Origin of the sequence: Mucilaginibacter sp. PAMB04168 (genome assembly GCF_039634365.2) — a bacterium.
Classification (GTDB): domain Bacteria; phylum Bacteroidota; class Bacteroidia; order Sphingobacteriales; family Sphingobacteriaceae; genus Mucilaginibacter.
In genome coordinates this window covers 4,359,500-4,384,349 of sequence record NZ_CP155079.2, presented here as the reverse complement: position 1 = coordinate 4,384,349, position 24,850 = coordinate 4,359,500, and the positions used below count along the sequence as shown (strand labels likewise).

The 24,850-nt window shown below is 44.7% G+C and carries 15 protein-coding genes; 14 read left to right on the top strand and 1 reads right to left on the bottom strand.

Annotated elements, in window-relative coordinates; translation table 11 throughout:
* Positions 1 to 67: 67 nt before the first annotated feature.
* A complete protein-coding gene (locus tag ABDD94_RS18495) occupies positions 68 to 1,099 on the bottom strand; it encodes a LacI family DNA-binding transcriptional regulator (RefSeq protein WP_345950616.1) in 1,032 nt (343 codons plus the stop codon).
* Between the two features lie 355 nt (positions 1,100 to 1,454).
* On the opposite strand from ABDD94_RS18495, the gene ABDD94_RS18490 reads away from it, so the two are divergent.
* From ABDD94_RS18490 to ABDD94_RS18425, 14 genes are all read left to right on the top strand, one after another.
* A complete protein-coding gene (locus ABDD94_RS18490; protein WP_345953476.1) occupies positions 1,455 to 4,649 on the top strand; it encodes a TonB-dependent receptor in 3,195 nt (1,064 codons plus the stop codon).
* A 23-nt stretch (positions 4,650 to 4,672) separates the two neighbouring features.
* The gene (locus tag ABDD94_RS18485) at positions 4,673 to 6,499 is read left to right on the top strand and encodes a RagB/SusD family nutrient uptake outer membrane protein (RefSeq protein ID WP_345953475.1); all 1,827 of its coding nucleotides are present in this window, start codon (positions 4,673 to 4,675) and stop codon (positions 6,497 to 6,499) included.
* A 109-nt stretch (positions 6,500 to 6,608) separates the two neighbouring features.
* On the top strand, positions 6,609 to 7,355 hold the full coding sequence (locus ABDD94_RS18480) for a rhamnogalacturonan acetylesterase (protein ID WP_345953474.1): 747 nt from the start codon (positions 6,609 to 6,611) through the stop codon (positions 7,353 to 7,355).
* A gap of 91 nt (positions 7,356 to 7,446) precedes the next feature.
* Positions 7,447 to 9,108, top strand: coding sequence for a glycoside hydrolase family 28 protein (locus ABDD94_RS18475; protein WP_345953473.1), 1,662 nt, complete (start codon positions 7,447 to 7,449; stop codon positions 9,106 to 9,108).
* A 17-nt stretch (positions 9,109 to 9,125) separates the two neighbouring features.
* Positions 9,126 to 10,127, top strand: a complete 1,002-nt coding sequence (locus tag ABDD94_RS18470; RefSeq protein ID WP_345953472.1) for a pectinesterase family protein — start codon at positions 9,126 to 9,128, stop codon at positions 10,125 to 10,127.
* 240 nt (positions 10,128 to 10,367) lie between these two features.
* Positions 10,368 to 12,281, top strand: a complete 1,914-nt coding sequence (locus tag ABDD94_RS18465; protein ID WP_345953471.1) for a glycoside hydrolase family 88 protein — start codon at positions 10,368 to 10,370, stop codon at positions 12,279 to 12,281.
* A 4-nt stretch (positions 12,282 to 12,285) separates the two neighbouring features.
* A complete protein-coding gene (locus ABDD94_RS18460; protein WP_345953470.1) occupies positions 12,286 to 13,320 on the top strand; it encodes a pectinesterase family protein in 1,035 nt (344 codons plus the stop codon).
* Positions 13,321 to 13,328: 8 nt separating this feature from the next.
* Positions 13,329 to 14,372, top strand: coding sequence for a pectate lyase (gene pelA / locus ABDD94_RS18455; protein ID WP_345953469.1), 1,044 nt, complete (start codon positions 13,329 to 13,331; stop codon positions 14,370 to 14,372).
* Positions 14,373 to 14,379: 7 nt separating this feature from the next.
* Positions 14,380 to 15,885: a tagaturonate reductase gene (locus ABDD94_RS18450; RefSeq protein ID WP_345953468.1), complete on the top strand. Its 1,506-nt coding sequence runs from the start codon at positions 14,380 to 14,382 to the stop codon at positions 15,883 to 15,885.
* Between the two features lie 16 nt (positions 15,886 to 15,901).
* Entirely contained in the window at positions 15,902 to 17,554 is a 1,653-nt protein-coding gene (locus ABDD94_RS18445) for an altronate dehydratase family protein (protein WP_345953467.1), read from the top strand.
* Between the two features lie 450 nt (positions 17,555 to 18,004).
* A complete protein-coding gene (locus tag ABDD94_RS18440) occupies positions 18,005 to 18,841 on the top strand; it encodes an amidohydrolase family protein (protein ID WP_345950627.1) in 837 nt (278 codons plus the stop codon).
* A gap of 9 nt (positions 18,842 to 18,850) precedes the next feature.
* The gene (locus tag ABDD94_RS18435) at positions 18,851 to 19,867 is read left to right on the top strand and encodes a zinc-binding alcohol dehydrogenase family protein (protein ID WP_345953466.1); all 1,017 of its coding nucleotides are present in this window, start codon (positions 18,851 to 18,853) and stop codon (positions 19,865 to 19,867) included.
* A 353-nt stretch (positions 19,868 to 20,220) separates the two neighbouring features.
* Entirely contained in the window at positions 20,221 to 21,798 is a 1,578-nt protein-coding gene (locus ABDD94_RS18430; protein ID WP_345953465.1) for a glycosyl hydrolase family 65 protein, read from the top strand.
* Between the two features lie 172 nt (positions 21,799 to 21,970).
* On the top strand, positions 21,971 to 24,751 hold the full coding sequence (locus ABDD94_RS18425; RefSeq protein WP_345953464.1) for an alpha-glucuronidase family glycosyl hydrolase: 2,781 nt from the start codon (positions 21,971 to 21,973) through the stop codon (positions 24,749 to 24,751).
* Positions 24,752 to 24,850 lie beyond the last annotated feature (99 nt).

The following is a 24,850-nucleotide window of genomic DNA, read 5'->3' as shown; positions in this document are numbered from 1 at the left end:
CACTTAAAAAAAGGAGTTAACTGTTTGGTTAGCTCCTTTTTTTATTTATAAAATTTAAGAGCTTGATTTATTTGAGTTTTTTGGAAGATTCGCGCACAATAAGCTCCGTCTCCACTTGCTGGGTGGTATAATCGTAAATGGGATGTTTGCTTTGGATGGTCTTGATCAGCATTTCGGTGGCCAGTTGCCCCATCATAAAGGCAGGTTGGCGTACCACGGTAAGAGGCGGATCGAACGATTCGGCAACATCTGAATTGGTAAAGCCAGCCAGCGCTACATCATAAGGGATACGGTAACCTAACTTTTTTAAAACCGGGATACAACTGGTGGTTAGCCTGTCGTTAGTCGTAAAGATAGCCTCAGGGCGGTCAGGCAAGCTCATTAAATCCTGTACCGCTGTTTCTACTTCATCCAGCAGCATGCCGCCGTGGTCGCAATATCTAATGTATTCGCGTGGAAAATCAATGCCATGTTTATCCAGCGCAGCTTTAAAGCCTTCAAAACGTTCGCGGCTTATCAGGAGATTATTAGTACTGGTAATATGTGCAATTTTACGAAAGCCAGTATTGATCAATAGCTCAGTCGCTTCAAACGCTCCTTTAAAATTGTTAAGTGTTACCCGGTGTGTGTCTATATCTTGTGCTATACGGTCAAAAAATACAATCGGGAAGCCTTTCTCATGCAGGTATTTGTATGGTGATGTGTCTGTCGTCTCGGCCGAAAGGGAAATAAGTAAGCCATCTACATGGCGCGAAAGCAGGTGCTGTACGTTAGCTGCCTCACGTGCTGATGACTCATGTGTTTGGGTAATGATAACGTGGTAGCCCGAATTGTAGGCAATGGATTCGATTCCGTTTATAGCCTGCGAAAAGTAATTATTGGCCACCTCGCAAACCACCACGCCTATAGAATGGCTCTTTTGTTCCTTTAAGCTTAAAGCAATAGGATTGGGCCGGTAATTAATCTTCTCGGCATACTCCAGTACCAGCTTTTTAGTTTCAGCGCCAATCTCATAGCTCCCATTGAGTGCTCTGGATACGGTTGAGGTAGATAAACCCAGCGCCTTCGCTATATCTTTTATAGTATAGGATTTGAACATAATAGGTGGTTAAATTTAAACTTAATAATCCTGATATCATAGGAAATTAGCACGCAATTGCTCCTGAACGTGCAGTTTTACTCAAACGTTTCCGGGAACGATTGCATAGTTTTAGTTGCTCATAAACTTTGTTTATTTGTGCATAGTGAGTAATCTTGTTTAAGAAAATACTGTCGATATACCATTTACGTTAAACTCGCAGTACTTTTCTGTTTAACCAATTATATAGTTTATTAACCAATTTTCTTTTTAAATCAAGTGCAAGTAACGCTTTTGCTAAGGGCTGTTCATGCAATTTGTTCAGCCGGCTTATGTGCTTATTTCGCGCACGCAATTTTTAAACCAATCTTAAATTATGAATAAATTATTACTTCAAATTTTCATGTTCTTACTGCTATGCGGTACTGCATGGGCGCAAACCCGTACAGTAACCGGTAAGGTAGTTGACAGAAGCGGCGACCCTTTGATTGGGGTGAGCTTACTGGTTAAAGGAACCACTCAGGGCGTAAGTACTGATGTTAATGGTGCTTACAAAATTAATGTACCCACAACTGGCAATGCGGTTTTAGTAGTACGGTACATTGGCTATAAAACCCAGGAAATTGCGGTAGGTAACCAAAACCCGCTTAACATTACCATGCAAAATGATGATGCTAGCCAGTTAAACGAGGTAGTGGTAGTGGGTTATGAGGCCGTTAAAAGACGTGATCTGACAGGTTCAGTATCATCAGTTGGTGCAAAGCAACTGAAAGATATTCCCCTATCAAACGCGGCCGAAGCGCTTACAGGCCGTTTGGCTGGTGTGCAGGTAACTACAACAGAAGGTGCACCCGGCGCCGACGTTTTGATCCGTGTACGTGGCGGTAGCTCAATTACGCAGGATAACTCCCCAATATATATTGTTGACGGTATCCAGGTAGAAAATGCGTTATCTGTAATTTCACCACAAGACATCGCTTCTGTTGACGTATTAAAAGATGCATCAACCACGGCTATTTACGGTGCACGTGGTGCTAATGGTGTGGTAATTATTACTACCAAGGGCGGCAGGGCTGGTAAAACGGTTGTAGCTTATAATGGCGCAGGCGGTTTCCGGAAGATCACTAAAACGATGGATGTGCTTAGTCCGTACGATTATACTGTATGGCAATACGAGCGGACACGTTCAAGCCAAACCGACCGCGATAATTTTGCTAAACAGTACGGCAGTACTTTTGATACGCTGCAAGTTTATAAAAACAAACCTTTCATTAACTGGCAGGATGAAGTTTTTGGCCGGTCGGCAGCTTTCCAGCAACACAATGTTTCTATCAGCGGCGGTGATGTTAAAACCACCTTTAACCTGAGTTTAACGGCCAACAATGAGGATGGTATTTTGCTGGAATCGGGCTTTAAGCGTTATTTAACAAATTTCAGGTTAGATCACCAGGCATCAGACAAGTTAAAGGTAGGAGTAACCATGAGGTATACCGACCAGGTTGTAAAAGGTGCCGGTACTACCAATAGCGGAACACGCACCACCAACCGTTTGCGTCACAGTATCGTTTATCGTCCGTTCGATTTGCCTACCGTACCAACCAGCGATCAGTTTGATGAGGATTACTACCTGAATTCGAACCAGATTCAAAACCCGGTAATTTTAACACAAGCGGAGTACCGCAACTCGCCCTCTACTGATATTAACCTGAGCGGTTATATCAATTATCAAATAACCAAAGACTTAACTTTTAGAAGCACAGGAGGTTTTGATAATGCTAACTCGAGAGTAGAACTATTCTATAGTAAAATAACGCCTACTGCACGTAATTTTGGTTCGCTGCCATTAGCTTCCATTGCTACACAAAGAAACATTACCATCAATAACAGCAATACGCTGCAATACGTAAAAAACGGCATTGGCAAACATCATGACATTAGTGTTCTGCTTGGTCAGGAGATTTACGAATACCGTTCAAATGCGGCCACAGTTGAAACCCGTTATTTTCCAGCTGATATTTCGGCAAGCAGTGCACTGGCTAACTTAGGCTTAGGTTCGCCGCCAACAGGTTCAACCCAGCCACGGCCAACCACTACCATAGCGCCTCCAAACCGTATATTTTCTTTGTTCAGCAGGGTAAGCTATGCGTATGACAAAAACTTGCTGGCATCAGTAACGGTGCGCGGCGACCGTTCATCAAAATTTGCTGCTGACAATGGTTTGCTGCTGTTCCCTTCAGGTAATTTGGCTTACCGTTTCTCCGAAGCTGATTTTATGAAAAAGCTGCCATTTATCAATGATGCCAAGTTAAGATTAGGTTATGGTGTGGCCGGTAATAATCGTATAGGCGATTTATTATACCTGCAATTATATAGTGTAGCCGGCGAGTACTCGCTTAATCATACTGTTTTACCGGGCTTTTCAACGCCTGCACTGGCTAACCCTAATCTTCGTTGGGAACGCAACGTTTCTCAAAGCATTGGTTTAGACCTCTCGATGTTTAAAGACCGGGTGCAGTTTACTACTGATGTTTACTTTAACAAAGGGAAAGATCTGCTGCTATTAGCCGCTATACCGCAAACTACCGGTTATAGTACCGGGCAGCTCCAAAATATTGGTTCAACCTCTAATAAGGGTGTTGAGTTTCAGGTAAATGCTACGGCAGTACGCAGCAAAAACTTTAACTGGACAAGTAATTTTAACATATCGTTCAATAGAAATAAGGTGCTGAGCCTGGGCACAGTTACGCAGCAAACCCGCAGCTCAGGCTGGCAAGGATCTGACGGTGCCGATGATTATATTGTTCAGGTAGGCAAACCGGTGGGCCAGATGTACGGCTTTGTAACCGACGGTTATTACCAGATAAGCGATTTTAATTATGCCAATGGCGTGTATACATTAAAAAATGGCGTGCCGAGTAATATCTCGGTTTTTGGTGCCCCGCAGCCTGGTACAGTAAAGCTTAAGGATATTGATGGCGATGGCCAGGTAACGTTAGACCGTGACCGCACGATTATAGGCAACGCTAACCCTAAGTTTACAGGTGGCTGGAATAACCAATTTTCCTACAAGAATTTTGACATGAGTATATTCGTGAACTTTGTTTACGGTAACGATGTGTACAATGCCAACAAACTGGAATGGACAGACGGTAGTTTCCTGAACCTCAACATGCTGAACATCATGAAAGACCGTTGGACCAACATCAACAGCGCAGGCGTTGTTGTTACCGACCCAACCGAACTTGCTGCATTGAATGCTAATGCCAAAATATGGTCTCCGGTTCGTAATCAGCGTTATTATCTGCACTCGTTTGCTATTGAGGATGGTTCTTTCCTGCGTATCAACAACATAACTTTCGGTTATACATTACCTAAAAGCCTGGTGAAAAGGGTAGGCTTAACCAACGCACGCTTTTATGCAACGGTTAACAATGTAGGCACCATAACCGGCTACAGCGGTTACGATCCTGAAATTAGCACCCGCCGTACCGATCCTTTAACACAAGGTGTAGATTTTGCAGGTTATCCGCGTGCGCGTCTGTTCACTTTTGGTACTAACATCACTTTTTAAGTAGATCTTAAATTAATATAAAGATGAAATTTTATAATAAAGCAATAATTGCATTTACAGCCAGTATAGCGGCAGTTACTTACAGTGGCTGCAAAAAATATACAGAGGTTGAGCCGCAATCACAATATAGCCTCGAGCAGGCATTCTCAAGTGTCTCTAATGCCACCACCGCCTTGTTAGGAGTTTATGACGAGTTATCGGGCGATAATGGTTATGGCATCCGCTTAAACCTGTATTACCCTTACGATACGGATGAAGGTATTGTAAGCGGTGCTATTGATAACGGTCGTCGTGGCATTGGCCGTTACCAGTTGCAAACATCGAACACTGAGCTAACTAACCCTTTTAACCAGCTATACCGTGGGGTTGAAAAAGCAAACCTGTGTATAGACCAGATTCCGCAAATGCCAGCTTATACCAGTGGCTCTGCAGCCGATCAAAAAGAGCTTAAGCGTTTGCATGGCGAAGCCTTAACTTTGCGTGCACAATTCCTGTTCGAATTGATCAGAAATTGGGGTGATGTTCCGGCTCCGTTTCAGCCTTCATACAAACAGCCCGATTTGTATATACCCGCTGCAAACCGCGACGCCACTTACGATCATTTAATTGACGACCTGGCTTTGGCGGAAACTTTAGTGCCCTGGCGTACCGAGGTAGCCCGCAATGAGCGTATTACCAAAGGTGCAGTTAAAGCAATGCGTGCAAAGTTGGCCCTGTTCAGAGGCGGTTACTCCTTGCGTACCGATACCAAAACAATGGAGCGCCGCCCCGACTACTTAAAATATTATACCATTGCCCGCGATGAATGCGCTGAGTTGATATCGTCAGCCAATCGCAGTCAGCATACGCTTAACCCGGTTTTTGAAGATGTTTGGAAGAAATATATCTCTGCCTTTACACCCGACCCAGCCGGCGAAATTATGTTTGAAGTTGGCGCAGGTGGTGGTAACAGCATATCTGACAGCCGTATGGGTAACTATGACGGTCCAAGCATAAACGCTGCATCAAGGTACGGTACAGGTGGTGGCGGTATACTTATGCTGCCTAACTATTTCTACGCATTCAATCCGTTAGATACGCGCAGAGACGTAACCATTCCAATTTATGCTATAGGTGCCACAAATCTGAAAAGCTTACGCAGGCTTGGCGAGCTTACCGACGGTAAGTTTAGAAGAGACTGGCGCACGCCGACATTACCTGGCACTGTGTTGAACCTAGGTTATAACTGGCCTATTATTCGTTTTGCTGATGTGCTTTTAATGTTTGCCGAGGCCGACAATGAAATAAAAGGTGCACCTTCGGCTGAAGCTATAGCCGCTTTTGAAGAGGTTAGAAAAAGAGCATTTAAAGGAAATGAATCTGCAATTGGCGTTACGCCAACCGACAAGGCTGGCTTTTTTAACGCTATTGTAAATGAGCGTTACCTGGAGTTTGGCGCCGAAGGCATTCGCAAGTATGATTTGATTCGCTGGAATTTGCTGGGTACTAAAATTGCAGAAGCCCGTTTAAAGATCACTCAAATTAGAGATAATGTAGGTGCCTATGCCAACGTGCCACAGTATATTTACTGGAAAAACAATGGTGAGGAAATCCAATACTTTTCCACCAATCCATTTTATACCACTGCGGTTCCGTCGCCAACCACCGGTTGGACCCGTACCGACTGGCGTCAGCATCTGGTATTTTCAATATCATCAACCGGTACTATCTCAGGTGCATCAATTGATAACCTGCCATTGCAGGAGGGTATTGCCCGCTTCTTTACTCCAAACAAAAGCGAGCTGTTCCCTTATACTACTGCTATATTAGATACTTACGGCGGCAGGCTTAAACAAAATCCTGGCTATTAAGTACTCAAGCACAAAAGCAAGGCTAAATTGCCTTGCTTTTGTGCTTATAACAATAAAAAGAATTTAATGAGAATACGATAAATTCCGTATTTACAACCCAACACTACCTATGCTTCGTAATTGCTTTTTATTACTGTTTTTATCTTTAACATCATTTACATTATCGCCGCCCAAGCAGGTTACGGTATACCTCATTGGGGATTCCACTCTGTCTATTAAAGAAAAAAAATATTACCCTGAAACCGGGTGGGGAATGCCTTTTGTTAACTATTTCGATAGTACGATAACGGTAGATAACCGCGCCAAAAATGGTCGCAGTACCAAAACCTTTATTACCGAAGGTTTATGGCAACCGGTATCAACTGGGATGAAAGCAGGCGATTACCTGTTCATCCAGTTTGGGCATAATGATGAAGTACCTACCAAAAAAAGTTTCACCACCGAAGACGATTTTAGAAAGAACCTTACACTGTTTATTAATGCCGCACGCAGCAAGCAGGCAATACCCGTACTTATTACGCCGGTAGCACGCCGTAAGTTCGATAGTGTTGGTCATGTGGTATCAACACATACGGTTTATGCGCAGATAGTACGCGAAGTGGCGCAGCGAAACGATGTTCCGCTTATTGACCTGGATGCCAAGAGCCAGCAGTTATTGCAGCAGTTGGGTGTTGAGCCGTCAAAATTTTTGTACAATCACCTTGAACCGGGCCAAAATCCTAACTACCCGAAAGGGAAAGTAGACGATACGCACTTTAGCGAGCTGGGCGCACGCCGCATGGCCGAGCTGGTGTTAAAAAGTATCGAAGAGTTAAAATTGGAGCTGGCCAATCATATCGTAAAGGCCAATTCTTGATAATTACAGCCAATGTTTTGGCTAATATTGGTCAAGGTTGTTCGTAAACATTTAAGTTATTTTGATAAAACTGATATAAACCAGAAACCTAATGTTAAATATAAAGAGAACTGCACTTGCAGTGATGTTATTAATGGGCGCTTCGGCACCGGTATGGGCACAAACCAAGCCCTATTCGTGGACTAATCTGCCTAAAATAGCCCGCCCGGTATTTAAAAAAGACACATTCAATATTGTTAAATATGGTGCTAAATCTGACGGTATTACCCTGAATACTAAAAGCATCAACAATGCTATTGCCGCATGCAGCGCCAAAGGCGGTGGTGTGGTACTGGTACCCGATGGTTTATGGATGACCGGCCCCATACAGTTAAAAAGCAATGTTAACTTGCACATAAGCCGGGCAGCCCTTTTACAGCTCACGGATGATAAAAGCCAGTATAAATTGGTTGAGGGCAACTGGGAAGGCCATGCAGCCTACCGTAATGAGTCGCCTATTTCGGGTACTAACCTGGTTAATATTGCCATAACCGGCGAGGGTGTAATTGATGGTAACGGCGAGGTTTGGCGTGCAATTGGCAAAGACCGCCTTACCGAGGAGGACTGGAAGAGAAAGTTGGCTGCTGGCGGTGTATTGAGTGAGAACGGTCGCAGCTGGTACCCTTCTGAAAGTTATGCCAAGGCCGCTAAAACACCACGTGCCGGTTATATTGAGCCGGGTTCAAGCGCGGCTGCAAACGAGCAGTACAAAGACTTTTTCAGGCCCAACATGTTGGTGCTAACCAATTGCAAAAAGGTTTTGTTGCAAAATACTACTTTTCAAAATTCTGCTGCCTGGTGTTTGCATACTTTGATGTGCCAGGATTTAACCTTGCAGGGTGTACGTGTGCGCAACCCATGGTATGCGCAAAATGGCGATGGTATAGATGTGGAATCATGCAAAAATGTAATGATTGACAACAGCACCTTTGATTGCGGCGATGACGGTATTTGCGTAAAGTCGGGGCGTGACGAGGAAGGCCGCAAACGCGGTATGCCAACGGAGAACATGATTGTAAAAAACAGCATTGTATACCGTGCCCATGGCGGCTTTGTAATAGGCAGCGAAATGTCGGGCGGTGCACGCAATATCTTTGTGTCTGACTGTACTTTTATGACTACCGATATCGGCTTGCGTTTTAAAACTACCCGTGGCCGTGGCGGCATTGTAGAAAACATCCATATTAAAAACATCGCCATGAAGGATATCATAACCAGCGCAATCCTGCTGGATATGTACTACACTGGCAAATCACCAACTGAAGAAGAAATTGCAAACGATAGCGGTTATCCGCCGGTTACTGAGGCAACACCACAGTTCCGGAACATCTACATCAGCAACGTAGCTTGTAATGGTGCCGATAAGGCTTTAATGGTAAGAGGATTACCTGAAATGAATATCAAAGGTATTCACCTGGAAAATATTTCGCTCAAAACCAAAAAAGGTATTGAGATTACTGAGGGACAGGATATAACCCTGAAGAACGTTTATGTAGAGAGCGCTAATACTAAGCCGTTAATCAGTATTTTGAACGGCAACGGTATCAAGTTTGATAACCTGCGTTTTGGTTCCAATACCGAGCAATTGTTCAGCATTGGCGGCAAAAGATCAGCCAATATACAGGTTATCAACTCCAACCTGTCTAAAGCTAAAAACAAAGCTGAGTTTAAAAGCGGTGCAGATAGCAAAGCGTTAATTACTACTGCAAAATAATTAATAAAGATAGCTACATGAAAGTGTTACGTGTATTATTGATTGGTTTAATGCTCACAAGCAGGCTGTTTGCACAACAGCCTGCTTTGCCGTTGCAGCTTACTGTAGCGCAAGATGGTAGTGGCAATTACAAAACCATACAAGAAGCCGTTAATGCCGTGCGCGATTTGGGGCAACAGCAGGTGACCATCCATATAAAAAAAGGTGTTTACCACGAAAAGCTGGTTATCCCCACCTGGAAAACTCATATTTCCTTAATTGGTGAAAGCGCGGAGAATACCATCGTTACTAACGATGATTACTCAGGTAAACCGGTACCCGGCGGTAAAGATGCTTACGGAAAAGAAAAGATGAGCACTTTTACCTCTTACACAGTATTGGTACAGGGTGATGATTTTCGTGCTGAGAACCTAACTATAGCCAACACTGCAGGCAGGGTAGGGCAGGCGGTGGCCCTGCATGTGGAAGGCGATCGTTGTGTTATAAAAAGCTGCCGCATTTTAGGCAACCAGGATACGCTGTATACTGCTACAGGTAGTAGTCGCCAGTTATACCAGGATTGTTATATTGAAGGTACCACTGATTTTATTTTTGGCGAGGCAACGGTAGTATTTCAAAACTGTACCATTAAAAGCTTAATGAACTCCTATATCACCGCCGCTGCAACAACGCCTCAGCAAGCATACGGTTATGTATTATTGAACTGCAAGCTGATAGCTGATACGGCCGCCAAAAAAGTGTTTTTAGGCAGACCATGGCGCCCATACGCCAAAACGGTTTTTTTGAACACCCAAATGGGCAGCCATATTGTGCCGCAAGGCTGGAACCCCTGGAAAGGTGATGCTATGTTTCCGGAGAAGGAAAAAACAGCTTATTATGCCGAGTATAAAAATACCGGCCCGGGCGCTAAAACTGCCGACCGGGTAGCCTGGGCCAAGCAGCTTACAGCAAAGGAAGCTAAGCAGTATACCGTTAGAAACGTATTAACAGGTAAAGATAACTGGCAACCGGGCTTGTAGTCACCTTGGTAAACGAGTAAGCAACCGCGTTTGCAGCAGGATAGTACAACATGGTTAAGTAAGTATATTTGGTAGCTGAAATTAGACTTTGTTGTGGGAACGATTGCATGGATTTTAACTTTTGATGCCATACGGTTTCTCAAATTAGGTGTAAAATTGCAATAGAAAATGTTCTGCCCGTAAACCAACATATGAACCATGGTAAGACATCGTAGTCTTATCTGCACTTTAAATTAACTTATGAGATATAAAGAATTGATAAGGAAAGGTTTTGTAGCAAGTTTGCTGCTGTTTGGCGCTCATGTAGTGCATGCACAAACGCAGCCCTACTCGCAGCGTATGGCTAAAACAGCTATGTCGGTGTGGAGTGATACCTCAAGCAAAGTGCGCTGGACTTACGAGCAAGGTGTAGTTTGGAAAGGTATTGAACGTGTTTGGCTGCAAACCGGCGAAAAGAAATACTTCCAATTTTTACAGAATACCGTTGACAAGCTGATACAGCCCGATGGTACAATAAGTAACTATAAAATGGAAGATTACAACATTGATAACGTGCTGCCCGGCCGCACGGTGTTGATGCTGTACAAAGTATTAAATAACGAAAAATATTATAAAGCGGCTAAAACCCTGCGCGAGCAGCTAAGCAAGCAGCCCCGGGTACCACAAGGTGGCTTTTGGCACAAAAAGCGTTACCCGAACCAAATGTGGCTGGATGGCCTGTACATGGGTGAACCTTTTTATGCCGAGTATGCGAGCACTTTTCATGAAGATACTGCCTTTAACGACATCGCTCGTCAGTTTATCTTGATGGAGCGCCAATCTCGCGATGCTAAAACCGGCTTGTTATATCATGCCTGGGATCAAAGCAAGCAGGAGCGTTGGGCAAATAAAGAAACTGGTTTATCGCCTCATTTTTGGGGACGTGCAATGGGCTGGTACGGTATGGCACTGGTTGATGTGTTAGATCAAATGCCAACTAATCATCCTAAACGTGCCGAGCTGCTGGTTATCCTAAACCGTTTTGCTACCGCTGTAGCTAAGTACCAGGACAAGCAATCGGGCTTATGGTACCAGGTGCTGGATAAAGGCACCTCAAAAGGTAATTACCTCGAAGCGTCTGCGTCATGTATGTTTGTGTATGCGCTGGCTAAAGGCGTTCGTCAGCACAACCTGCCTAAGTACTTTCAAACCGTAGCCGAAAGCGGTTACAAAGGCATTCTCAATAAGTTCATTAGTACCGACGCAAATGGTCTGATCCATTTAAATGGTACCGTAAGCGTAGCCGGTTTAGGTGGCAACCCCTACCGCGATGGCAGCTACGAGTACTACCTGAGCGAAAAGGTTGTTACCGACGATGCTAAAGGTGTGGGCGCCTTTATACAGGCCAGTGTTGAAATGGAACGCCTTCCAAACCTGGCAGCCGGCCGCAACAAAAACGTAATGCTCGATAGTTACTTTAACGATGAGCGTAAAAAAGACATTACTGGTGAAGCCTACCCTTACCATTACAAATGGGAGGGATGGGATAATAATGGGTTTTCACTATTTGGCAATATATTCAACAACTATGGTTTAAACCTGGGCACACTTTATCAGGCGCCTACGGCCGCCAACTTAAAACCAGCTTCTATTTATGTAATTGTTGATCCTGATATTCCTAAAGAAAACCCGAATGCCAAATACATGCAGCCTGCTCATGCCTCGGCCATTGCCGATTGGGTAAAGCAAGGTGGTGTGTTACTGGTGCTGCATAATGATACCGGTAATGCCGAGTTCAAAAACTTTAACACCTTAATGAGCAAGTTTGGCTTAACTTTTAAAGAAAACAGCATCAACCACGTACAAGGCAGCCAGTTTGAACAAGGTGCAGTGCAGATACCTGCAGGCAACCCGGTATTTAAAACGGCTAAAAAGATCTATATTAAAGAGATTAGCACATTTGCTTTAACGCCTCCAGGCAAATCAGTACTGAACCAAAAAGGCGAAGTGGCGGTTGCCATGGCCAAATACGGCAAAGGCACCGTGCTTGCTGTGGGCGATCCGTGGTTTTACAACGAATACCTGGATGGCCGCAAGCTAACTCCTGATCTGGAAAATTTTAAAGCCGCTAATGATGTAGTGGCGTGGTTAGTGCAGCAAATACCCGCAAAGTAAAATCATGAAGCAGCTGGCATTTATAATAGGTTTACTGGCTATGGGCATAGCTCACAGCTTTGGCCAGCCAAAGGCTAAGCTGCCTGTGGTGGTAGATGCTGCAGGCAAAGGCCAATTTAAAACTATTCAGGCCGCCATTAACAGTTTACCGGATTCGGCAACGGCCGATAGGGTGATCTTGATAAAGAACGGCACATATAACGAAAAGCTGTTCATTACCAAAAATCACATTGTACTAAAAGGCGAAAGCGAAAAAGGCGTGGTAATAACCCAGGACATTGCACGCGATATATGGCGCTGTCAGGGTAATGCTGATGATTGGGGCGTAGCTACTATGAATTTGCGCGGTAGCGATATTACCCTGCAAAATCTGTCGGTTATTAATGGTTACGGCTTCCATCACAAGGCAGATACCATAGTGAGCTGCCAGGTAGGTAGCGAACCGACTACGCAAAAAGCAGTAAAAAATACTGGTCATCAGATGGCTCTGCGTTCTTTCCAAACTACCCGGCTAAAAGTGCTTAACTGTACGTTCCGCGCTTTGGGTGGCGACACCGTAAGCCCATGGAATGCTGCCAGCGGCTTGTTCTATTTTAAAGACTGCACTATGGAAGGCGGCGTTGATTTTTACTGCCCGCGCGGCTGGGCCTATGCCGAGGGCTGTACCTTTATATGTCATAGTAAAGAGGCCGCTATATGGCACGATGGTTCCGGAAATCCCAATCAAAAGACTGTGCTGGTAAACTGCACATTTAAAGGTGATGAAGGCTTTAAACTGGGCCGCTACCACCGCGAATCGCAGTTTTATTTAATTAACTGCTCATTTGCGGCTACTATGGCCAACGCGCCTGTTTTTCAGGCGGCCAGTTCAACTGGTGTAAAGTGGGGCGAGCGGGTATATTACTACAATTGCCACCGTACAGGCGGCGATTTTGCCTGGTTTGCCAATAATTTAAACAAGGCTAAAACAGCACCGGTTGCTAGTCAGATCAATGCGCAATGGGCGCTTGACCAGCAATGGAACCCGATGCTTAATTAAGTAACAAAATGAAGATTTACATAAAAATATTAACCTTGGTTATGCTGTTGGGTTTTACCTATACAACGCAAGCTCAAACAGCACAAACCGACCCCATAGCCGAAAATATGCTGGTATACCAACGTAGTGTTGGCGGCTGGCCAAAAGCAGTAGCCGAAGTAAAGGTAGATTATAACAAAGTGCTAACCGATGCACGGAAAGCTGCCACCCTGAAAGATGCCGGCCGTATTGATGCCACTATTGATAACAGCGCCACTTACAAAGAAATTACTTACCTGGTTGGTGCCTATAAACAAACCAACAACAAAGCCTACCTCCAATCGGCCGAAAAGGGGATCCGTTACCTGCTGAAGGCTCAGTACGCTAATGGCGGCTGGCCGCAATATTACCCCGATAGCGCTTTATACCGTGCGCAGATCACTTATAACGATAACGCCATGATGAACGTAATGGAAATTATGTACAACGTGGCCAACCGCAAAAATGGTTTTGATGTAGTTGATGCATCATTGGTAGCGCCGGCTGCTAACGCGGTAAAAAGAGGCATTGATTGCATTTTAAAAACCCAGATCAAAGTAAACGGCAAACTAACCGCCTGGAACCAGCAATATGACCACCGCACACTGCAGCCTGTAATGGCCCGCAAGTTCGAACTGGTTGGGTTGGCCTCGTCCGAATCTGCCGCTATTGTGCAATTTCTCATGCAGTTGCCTTCGCCATCAACCGAAATAAAGGCTGCCATTAAAGGCGCCGTTGAGTGGTTTGATGACGTGAAATTAAAAGGTATCCGTTTTGATCACGTGCCAGATGCAGCAAACCCTGGTAAAAAGGATGGTGTAGTTGTACCCGATTCTTCATCAGTTATTTGGGCACGTTATTATGAAATTGGTACAAACAAGCCTTTCTTCTCAGGCCGTAATAGCGAAAAGAGATATAACCTTACTGAAATAGAGCAGGAGCGCAGAGGCGGCTATGCCTGGTATGGCGTGTGGCCTAAAAAAATATTAGACAAACAATACCCGGCATGGGCAAAAAAGAACGGTGTTAAGTAAAAAGCATATGATATTATCCCGATATAATTTGAACAAGATAAGCGTACCAGAGTTGGTATTGCCTGCAGAAGAAGTATTTGAACTGCCCGAAAGAGTATTGCAGTTTGGTACAGGCGTGCTGTTGCGCGGTTTGCCCGATTATTACATAGATAAAGCTAATCGCGCCGGCGTATTTAACGGCCGTGCGGTGGTAGTTAAATCAACCGATACGGGTTCAGCTACCGATTTTGACCGTCAGGACAGCTTATATACTTTGTACATCAAAGGCATTGAGAATGGCGAGGGTGTTGATGAACAGATAGTATGCTCTGCCATCAGCCGGGTACTATCAGCCGGTACCGACTGGGATAGCATCCTCAAAGTGGCTCAAAGTCCTGACCTGCAAATCGTAATTTCCAATACTACCGAGGTAGGTATACAGTTGGTGCAGGATGATATCCGTAAACATCCGCCGGTATCTTTTCCGGGCAAGTTGCTGGCCATTTTGTACGAGCGTTACCAGACCTTTAAAGGCAGCGCCGATAGCGGTTTAGTGATAGTGCCAACCGAACTAATTGTTGATAACGGCAAAAAGCTGGAAGCCATTGTGCTGGAGCTGGCCCACCTGAACAAGCTGGAGCCCGCCTTTATGGATTGGTTGGAGGAGCATAACCATTTCTGCAACTCATTGGTTGATCGTATTGTACCCGGTAAGCCTGATGCTAAATTAGCTGCCGATCTGGAGAGCAAAAGCGGTTATCAGGATGATCTGCGCACGGTATCTGAAGTATACTCGCTTTGGGCTATTGAGGGTGATGAGCATATCAAAAATGTACTTTTATTTGCCCAGGTTGATAAAGGCGTGGTTATTGTTCCAAATATTGAGATTTTCCGCGAGCTGAAATTGCGCTTGTTGAACGGTACGCATACCTTGAGTTGTGCTGTTGCCTTTTTGTCAGGCTTCAGAACTGTCAAGGAGGCAATGGACGATGCCGCTTTTTCTAACTTTATTACCCAGTTAATGCTTAGGGAAATTGCCCCGGCTATCCCATATGACGTTGATCATGATACTGCGGCCGATTTTGCAGGCAAAGTGCTTGACAGGTTCCGTAATCCTTACATTGAGCATCAGTGGATCAGCATTTCGGCACAATATTCGTCTAAAATAAAAATGCGTGTGATGCCGTTATTGTTAAATCACTACCAATCTCATGATAATGCGCCAGCTTTGTTTACTTTTGGCTTTGCCGCCTTCTTAAGGTTTATGAAATCGGAAAAGAATGCCGAAGGAAAGTTTATCGGCAATGTTAATGGTAAGGATTATACAATTACCGATAGCCAGGCTGAGGTATTTTACAATGCATGGCAAAAGACCGAATTGCATGATGTAGCCTACACCTTACTGGCTGATAAAAACCTTTGGGATGCCGATTTAACGCAGTTGAAAGGGTTTAAAGAAGCCGTATTAAATCAGTTACAGCAGATAGTAGCAAACGGAACACAAGATATTTTATTAAAAGAAGCAACAGTTTAAACAGGAAGCGATTCTGATGAAACAGACGATATTAAAAATACACCCCGATGATAATGTGCTGGTTGCCTTGACTGACATACCAGCTGGCGACGTAATTACCTACGGCCCGGATACTTTTACTACTATACAAATGATACCTGCCAAACATAAGGTGGCTATTCATGAGATTAAGGCTGGCGACAGCATTATCATGTATGGCGTACTGGTAGGTAAGGCTCAGTTTGATATAGCGTCGGGAGGTTTACTTACCACCAGCAATATTAAACATGCGGCTAACGGTATGTCTACTGAGAGCAAGCACACCAGCTGGCAACAACCCAATGTAAGCGAATGGCAGGGGCGTACTTTTAAAGGTTATCATCGTTCTGATGGCAGCGTTGGTACCGCAAATTACTGGCTGGTTATCCCCATGGTATTCTGCGAAAATCGTAATCTCGAAGTTTTACAGGAAGCTTTGGTAAAACCACTGGGATATGGCCGCAAAAAAACATACGAAACCAAGGCGCTGCAACTCATTAACAAAGTAAAAGCAGGTGGCGGTATCGAAGAGGTATTATTCACCGAGATTGAAAGCGGCGACGGTTTGGATCGCGAAGCGAAAGTTTTCCCTAATGTTGATGGTATTAAGTTTTTGACCCATACAGGTGGCTGCGGCGGTATCCGTCAGGATGCTGAAACTTTATGCGGCCTGCTGGCAGGTTACATTACGCACCCTAACGTAGCCGGAGCAACCGTACTTAGCCTAGGTTGCCAAAATGCACAAGTAAGCATCTTACAACGTGAGATCGAAAAACGCTCTCCTATGTTTGATAAGCCGTTGTACATCTTAGATCAGCAAACAATTGGTAAAGAGTCTGACATTATTGATCAGGCCCTGCGCAAAACGATGGCTGGCTTAATTCATGCCAATCAGTACACTCGTCAGCCTGCGCCATTAAGCAAGCTAACTATTGGCTTAGAGTGCGGTGGTTCTGATGGTTTTTCGGGCATCTCTGCTAACCCGGCTATAGGCTATACTTCAGATTTGCTGGTGGCTTTAGGTGGTTCGGTTATTTTGGCCGAGTTTCCTGAGCTGTGTGGCGTGGAGCAAAACCTAATTGACCGTTGTGTAGAGGAAGAAGATGCAAACCGCTTTGTAAGCCTGGTGCGTACCTACGCCCAACGCGCCGAAGAGGTAGGTTCAGGCTTTGATATGAACCCATCACCAGGTAATATTAAAGATGGTTTAATTACCGATGCAATCAAATCTGCAGGTGCAGCCAAAAAAGGTGGTACTTCGCCAGTGGTAGATGTATTGGATTATCCTGAAAAAGTGGTTAAACCAGGTTTAAACCTGTTGTGTACGCCGGGTAATGATGTAGAAAGTACCACTGCCGAAGTAGGCTCTGGTGCCAACGTTGTATTATTTACTACGGGCTTAGGTACACCAACCGGTAACCCCATTACGCCGGTAGTTAAAATTGCTACCAATACCAACCTGTATAATAAAATGAGCGACATCATTGACCTTAACACAGGTACCATTATTGAAGGCGAAGAGACGATTGAACAAGCCGGAGAACGCATACTGGATTACGTAGTAAAAGTAGCCAGCGGCGAGGTTGAAGTATGTGCTGTACGCCATGGTCAGGATGATTTCATTCCATGGAAAAGAGGCGTGTCTTTGTAAAATAAAAAGATTTACTGTAAAATAAAATAGCCCCTGGTCAAGCGCCAGGGGCTATTTTATTTTTAGCTTTTTTCCACCGATTTCGAAGTGTATTACTGGTTTGATCTGTGTATTGGCAAAAAAATAGATGTCAAAACTAAAGCCGTTATGCATAGCGGCAAATTTTAACCGCCGTATTATAAATATTAAAGCTACCGGCATTGCCAAGCAGTAGCGCTAATTAAGCGCAACAGGAGCATAGTTTTTTGGTCCGCTGTCTTGACAATTAAGATTTAATTGTGGTTATTTATGCCAACAATTATCCTGTTGGCACATGTAAGTTTTCTGTTAATGGCAACATCCTATAAAAAACAGACAATTACAGCAAATTTTATTCTGGTTATTTTTAATCTATTTGAAAAATGCCATTTATAAGTCCTGCCCCAAACAGGGTTATAAACCATAACTACCATGTATAGACTTGATGCTCATCAGCACTTCTGGAAATTTGACCCGGTAAGAGACAGCTGGATTACGGAAGAAATGGATACCATTCGCCGCGACTTTCTGCCGCAGGATTTGATGCACATCCTCATGCACAATCAAATTGAGGGATGCATAGCCGTACAGGCCAGCCAAACCGAAAAGGAAAACGATTTCTTGCTTAATCTGGCTGCCGTAAACCCTTTCATAAAAGGTGTGGTGGGTTGGGTTGATTTGCAGGCCGAAGATGTAGAAGAGCGGCTGAAGTACTACAGTTTGCGCGACAAGATGGTAGGGTTCAGGCATGTGTTACAAGGCGAACCACAGCGCGATTTTATGCTGCGGCCCGAGTTTTTAAAAGGAATTGGTTTGCTCGGTAAGTATGATTTTACTTATGACATACTAATCTTTCCAGACCAGTTGGACTATACGGCCGAGTTTGTGGCTAAGTTTCCAAACCAGCGCTTTGTGATAGACCATATTGCCAAGCCCGATATTAAAAACCAGGAGGTTGCAGAGTGGGAAAAAGCCATAAGAAAGGTGGCACAATATACCAACGTTTACTGCAAGGTATCGGGTATGGTAACTGAAGCTAATTGGTACGGTTGGGAGGAAGAAGATTTTAAGCCCTACCTGGATATTGTATTTGATGCCTTTGGCGTTGAAAGAGTAATGTTTGGGTCAGACTGGCCCGTGTGCATGGTGGCCGGTGGCTACAACCGCGTGGTTAAAATGGTAAAGCATCATACCGAATCATTAAGTGACCACGAAAAGGCCTTGTTTTGGGGAGGCAACGCCATAAAGTTTTATAATTTGGAAGAGTAGAAAGAAAAGATGAAAATATTAACCTGTACTACCCCTGGCACGTTCGATTATGGCGAGGTGGAGAAACCCCAGCTTAAACCCGATCATGCCATTATCAAAATAAAGCGCATAGGTATTTGCGGTACCGATTTGCATGCCTACCGCGGCACCCAGCCCTTCTTTAGCTACCCCCGTATTTTGGGTCATGAGCTATCGGGCGAGTTGGTGGAATTTGATAATGCACCGGGCTTCGAGGTAGGCGAGGCAGTAACCTTTATTCCTTATTTTAATTGTGGCATTTGCGTGGCCTGTCGTTCAGGCAAACCTAACTGCTGCGTAAACATACAGGTTTGCGGTGTGCATGCTGATGGCGGCATGGTAGAGTATCTGCAAGTACCATCTTACGCGCTGGTACACGGCGAAGGATTAACTTATGACGAGCTGGCACTGGTTGAGCCTTTGGCCATAGGTGCGCATGGTATCCGTAGGGCCATGGTTGAGCCGGGCGAATTTGTGCTGGTAATTGGAGCCGGGCCGATTGGTTTGGGCACTATAGAATTTGCCCGTATAGCAGGGGGCAATGTAATTGCTATGGACGTAAGTAATGATCGTCTTAACTTTTGTAAAAACAAGTTGGGCATACAGCACACCATTAATCCGCTTGAAGGTAACGCGATTGAGCAATTACGGACCATTACAAACGGCGATATGGCTTCGGTAGTGGTAGATGCAACCGGCAACCTGAAAGCCATAAACGGCGGTATTGATTACCTGGCACATGGCGGCCGTTATGTATTGATTGGGTTGCAAAAAGATGCATTCAGCTTTAATCACCCAGAGTTTCACAAGCGCGAATCTACCCTGATGAGCAGCCGTAACGCTACCCGTCAGGACTTTGAGCACGTAGTAGCTAGCATGAAACAAGGACTGGTAGACCCTAAAACTTATATCACTCACCGCGTTAATTTCGACGAAGTGAAACAAGAATTTGAAAGCTGGCTGTTACCCGAAACACAGGTAATTAAGGCTATGATTGTGAATGAATGAGGTGAGGGAGGATTTAGTAAGGAAAGCCGAAGGACTTATAGGGAGAGCCAAGAAACAAGAGAATGAGTAAATTAAAGAAGCGCGGGGCTGCCAACGCACCCGGCCGGGAGTATGGCCTGTAGCGCTGGCAGGGATTGTGTTGGCTAGGCCTTTTGGTTACTTTGTGGCTATGGCAAAGTAACAGCCGCTGCGGCGAATGAGCAGACGAAGTGAGTTTATAGCACTGAACAAAGTAAACGAAGCACCAACTGAAGTTAACAGCACAAGTAAGACTATCCTTCGCAAAAATTGCTTCGCGCCTCGCAATGACGTAAGGCCAGTTCGTGAGCGAAGACCATTATAAACCAATATAAATGAAGAAGTTATTAATTTACCTCTTACTAACCTTTACGGCAATCTTAACCCAGGCGCAAACCAAGCCTGGATTAAGCACCGATAAGTTGAAGTTTTACGTTACCGAATTTAATAAAATTGATACCGAAACGGTAAAGAACTACGTAACCAATGATAACGCTTTTGGCTGGTTATCGCAAAATGTGCCGCTGTTTGAGTGCCCGGATAGCACCATCGAGAAAATCTACTACTACCGCTGGTGGACCTTTCGTAAACATTTAAAGCAAACACCCGATGGCTTTATCTTCACCGAGTTTATAACCCCGATGAACCATGCTGGTAAATACAACACCATCAGTAGTGCATTAGGTCATCACATTTACGAAGGGCGCTGGCTGCGTAATCCGCAATTCATCAATGAGTATATTAATTTTTGGTTGTATGTAGATCCCAAAACAACAAAGCCCCACCTGCATGCCTTTAGCAGTTGGTTGCAGGATGCCGTGTACAACTATTACCTGGTAAAAGGCAACAAAAACTGGGTGCAAAAATTACTGCCCACGCTGGATGCCGACTACCGCCAATGGGAGGGCGAAAAACAACTGCCTAACCAAATGTTCTGGCAATTTGATGTACGCGACGCCATGGAGGAATCCATAAGCGGTGGCCGTAAGGATAAAAATATCCGTCCCACAATAAACAGCTATATGTATGGCAACGCAGTAGCACTCTCCAAAATGGCCGATTTAGCCGGCAATGATACCCTGAAGAAAAAATATGCAGCTAAAGCCAAGCTATTAAAAAAGCTTGTTCAGGATACTTTGTGGGATAATAAGGCAAATTTCTTCAAAGTAAAACAAGTAGCCAAGAACCAACTGGCCGATGCCCGGGAAGAATTGGGTTACATTCCATGGTATTTTAACCTGCCTGATGATAAAGCAAAATACGCTGAACAGTGGGAGCAGTTAACCGACGAGAAAGGCTTTAACGCACCCTGGGGCATTACCACGGCCGAGCGCAGGCACCCTGGGTTCCGTACGCATGGTTCAGGACATGGCTGTGAATGGGACGGCGCGGTATGGCCTTTTGCAACCACGCAAACGCTTAAAGGGCTGGCAAATTTGTTAACGAGTTATAAGAATAAGGATGGCATGTCTACCAAAGTGTTCTATAACGAACTGCACAAGTATGCCGCATCGCACACTAAGCGTGGCTTGCCATACCTGGGCGAGTACCAGGATGAAAAAAATGGCGAATGGCTAAAAGGCGATAACCCGCGCAGCAGCTACTATAATCACTCCGGCTTTGCCGATCTGATTATCAGTAATTTAATTGGCTTAAAACCACGTGATGATGAAAAGCTGGAAGTTTATCCGCTGTTGCCGCCTAACCAGTGGGATTGGTTTGCCCTAGATAAAGTGAACTACCGCGGCAGACTGATTACCATCCGCTGGGATAAGACGGGTGAGAAGTACCATCAGGGAAAAGGCTTCTTTGTTTACGCCGATGGTAAAGAGATTTCAAAGAGCAGTGAGTTAAAACATATTGTGGTGAAACTGCCCTTGCCGGCGCTTAGTAAAGATAAAATGGTACAATAGCATGAAAAAATGCTATACAAAAACTTTGAGCTGTACCCATAGATTTGAACCTGATAAAATAACCAATAGTAAACTTTCAGTCTGTTTGTTAAACTGTAATTAAACTCAGTTATATAGCGTTAATTATTTAGCCTATAGCATAGCAGCTAAAGTCGTTTTTGATATAACTGATATGACTAAAATACTCCAGGGCTTTTTTGCAGGCGTTTTGTGCTTGCTGATAGGTAATGCAGGTATGGCAAAAATTAACGTTGCAGCACCTAAAGCAGTAACCATCGTAACGCCGGCCGGTTCACATGTACGTATCACGTTCGGCGCTGCAAAGCTGGCTAAAGCATTATCGGCCAATGGTTACCAGGTTAAAACTGTTCACCAGATGCCAATTACTGCTTCGGCTACCGTTGTAATTGGCCGTTTGCAGGATGTATTGATAAAAAACAGCTTAACAAAATACAAGCTTAAAATTTTGCGTAAGCCGGGTAAAGAAGGGTTTGCTATCAACACCGGCAAAAATACCGTCGTGGTAGCAGGCACCGATAATTCGGGTGTGTTATATGGTTGTATGGAACTGGCCGAGCGTATTGCAAAGCAAGGCGGAATGCCTGCTGCTTTAAGCCTAACCGACCAACCCGAGATGGTCATGCGTGGTGCTTGCGTAGGCGTGCAAAAGCCCGTTCTGTTAGAAGGGCGCGGTACTTACGAGTATCCTTACACGCCCGAAAACTTTCCTTGGTTTTATGATAAAGCTTTGTGGTTGCGTTACCTGGATACACTGGCACAAAACCGCATGAATGCCCTGTACTTGTGGAACGGTCACCCGTTTGCCTCACTGGTAAGGGTAAAAGAGTATCCGTATGCAGTTGAGGTTGATGAGGCTACGTTTAAGAAGAACGAGGAAATGTATAAGTTCCTGACCGATGAGGCCGATAAGCGGGGTATTTGGGTGATACAAATGTTCTACAACATCATCGTCTCCAAACCATTCGCTGTTAAAAACAACCTCAAAACGCAGGATCGTAACCGCCCTATTGTTCCCATCATTGCCGATTATACCCGCAAGTCTATCGCAGCCTTTGTTCAAAAATATCCAAACGTAGGCTTAATGGTGGCCTTGGGCGAAGCTATGGAAGGCGTAGGGCAGGATGATATTGATTGGTTTACTAAAACCATTATTCCTGGTGTAAAAGACGGGTTAAAAGCTTTAGGCAAAACCGAAGAACCACCCATCGTTTTGCGGGCGCATGATACCGATGCACCTGCGGTGATGAAAGCGGCGCTCCCGCTTTATAAAAATTTGTATACCGAGGCTAAATTTAATGGTGAGGCTTTAACCACCTACACACCTCATGGTGCCTGGGCCGATCTGCACCGCACCCTGAGCCGCATTGGCACCGTACAAATTGAGAACGTACACATTTTAGCCAACCTCGAACCTTTTCGCTATGGTTCGGCCGATTTTATACAAAAAAGTGTGCTGGCCATGCATAACGTTTATGAAGCTAACGGCTTGCACCTGTACCCGCAGGCTTCCTATTGGGATTGGCCTTACTCAGCCGATAAACGCGACGAGCGTTTGATCCAAATAGACCGCGACTGGATATGGTACAAAGAATGGGCCCGTTATGCCTGGAATTGTCATCGCAGTCGTTCTGAAGAGGTTAAATACTGGTCGGCTCAACTGGCTGCTAAATTTGGCTGTATGCAAGCACAAGGTGGGCAAATCTTGAAGGCTTATGAAGAATCGGGCGAAATATCGCCGCAGATACTACGCAGAGTAGGTATTACCGATGGTAACCGTCAAACCATGACTTTGGGTATGCTAATGGCACAATTTACCAATCCCGAAAAATTTGGTTTGTTTAGCTTGTTGTACGAGTCTGAAGCGCCAGAAGGAGAGATACTGAGTCAGTATGCCGAAAAAGAGTGGAAACACGAGCCCCACCGTGGCGAAACGCCCATGGATGTATTGAACAACATTGTAACCTATGGTAAAAAGTCAGTAGATGCTATAGAGCAGGCTTCGCCGGGCGTTACTAAAGATAAAGAAGAGTTTAGCAGACTTAAAAATGATATGTACTGCTACAATGCCATGGCTAACAGCTATTCGCATAAAATACGGGCAGCTATATCTATTCTGAGGTACAAATATTCTGACGATGTAACTGATTTGGAAAAAGCCCTGCCCGACATGGAGCTGAGCTTAAACCATTTCAGAGAACTCGTTAAACTGACCAAGGATAGCTACTTGTACGCCAACAGTATGCAAACCCGCCAGCGTAAAATTCCGGTACCGGGTACTGATGGTAAAATGAAAACCTGGGCCGAACTGCTGCCCGTTTATGAGCAGGAATTGGCTAATTTTAAAAAGAATATTGACTCGTTGAAATCGCCGGAGTCTAAAGCAAAGAAGGGACAGCAAACAGCGTTGGTAAACGCACAGATAAACCTCATAAGCGGGGGAGCTGGCACCTACACCATTGGCGCCGGTGCCCGGCCATTTGCAGATACGGCCGCCACTATAACTGAATTTGCCAAAGAACTGCAAGGCCTAAAGGGCGTACAGCTGGATCGTAACAAGCAATTTAAAGAAGGCACCGCTATTAAGTTTAATAACGCACAACCGGTTAAAGTACTGGTAGGCTATTTCAACAAAGGAGGTTTTATCAATCCTGATACTTGGCGCTATGCCTTGGCCCCCCAGTTGGAAATTGATGCCAGCGCCAATGATTATGGCCAGGCCGATGTAAAGCTGTCTAATGGCATATTGATTCCCGGGCAGCCATCTGTAAGCATACATACCTATAGCTTTAAAGCAGGCACAAATACCCTCACTTTACCTAAAGGTATAGCCCTGGTGCTGGGTTTTGTGACAGAAAGCCAGGTTGTACCTGTGTATGATGCCGGTTTCAGTAACGTAGGCAACATCAAAGATTTAAGATGGTTGTTTAATTAAGAGTTGAAAGGTAAAAGTTTAAAGCGGAACGGTTGTATCTGAATGTTGACGGAGGAGGTTCTAATAAATGTAAACACAGGCAGAACACCTTATCCTTCA

Bases quoted from the DNA above. Each gene is read 5' to 3' on its own strand.
- ABDD94_RS18460 (WP_345953470.1), top strand. From the start codon at position 12,286: ATGAAGCAGCTGGCATTTATAATAGGTTTACTGGCTATGGGCATAGCT.
- ABDD94_RS18430 (WP_345953465.1), top strand. From the start codon at position 20,221: ATGAAGAAGTTATTAATTTACCTCTTACTAACCTTTACGGCAATCTTA.
- ABDD94_RS18485 (WP_345953475.1), top strand. From the start codon at position 4,673: ATGAAATTTTATAATAAAGCAATAATTGCATTTACAGCCAGTATAGCG.
- ABDD94_RS18475 (WP_345953473.1), top strand. From the start codon at position 7,447: ATGTTAAATATAAAGAGAACTGCACTTGCAGTGATGTTATTAATGGGC.
- ABDD94_RS18425 (WP_345953464.1), top strand. From the start codon at position 21,971: ATGACTAAAATACTCCAGGGCTTTTTTGCAGGCGTTTTGTGCTTGCTG.
- ABDD94_RS18495 (WP_345950616.1), bottom strand. From the start codon at position 1,099: ATGTTCAAATCCTATACTATAAAAGATATAGCGAAGGCGCTGGGTTTA.
- ABDD94_RS18450 (WP_345953468.1), top strand. From the start codon at position 14,380: ATGATATTATCCCGATATAATTTGAACAAGATAAGCGTACCAGAGTTG.
- ABDD94_RS18440 (WP_345950627.1), top strand. From the start codon at position 18,005: ATGTATAGACTTGATGCTCATCAGCACTTCTGGAAATTTGACCCGGTA.
- ABDD94_RS18465 (WP_345953471.1), top strand. From the start codon at position 10,368: ATGAGATATAAAGAATTGATAAGGAAAGGTTTTGTAGCAAGTTTGCTG.
- ABDD94_RS18480 (WP_345953474.1), top strand. From the start codon at position 6,609: ATGCTTCGTAATTGCTTTTTATTACTGTTTTTATCTTTAACATCATTT.
- ABDD94_RS18490 (WP_345953476.1), top strand. From the start codon at position 1,455: ATGAATAAATTATTACTTCAAATTTTCATGTTCTTACTGCTATGCGGT.
- ABDD94_RS18435 (WP_345953466.1), top strand. From the start codon at position 18,851: ATGAAAATATTAACCTGTACTACCCCTGGCACGTTCGATTATGGCGAG.
- ABDD94_RS18470 (WP_345953472.1), top strand. From the start codon at position 9,126: ATGAAAGTGTTACGTGTATTATTGATTGGTTTAATGCTCACAAGCAGG.
- pelA (WP_345953469.1), top strand. From the start codon at position 13,329: ATGAAGATTTACATAAAAATATTAACCTTGGTTATGCTGTTGGGTTTT.
- ABDD94_RS18445 (WP_345953467.1), top strand. From the start codon at position 15,902: ATGAAACAGACGATATTAAAAATACACCCCGATGATAATGTGCTGGTT.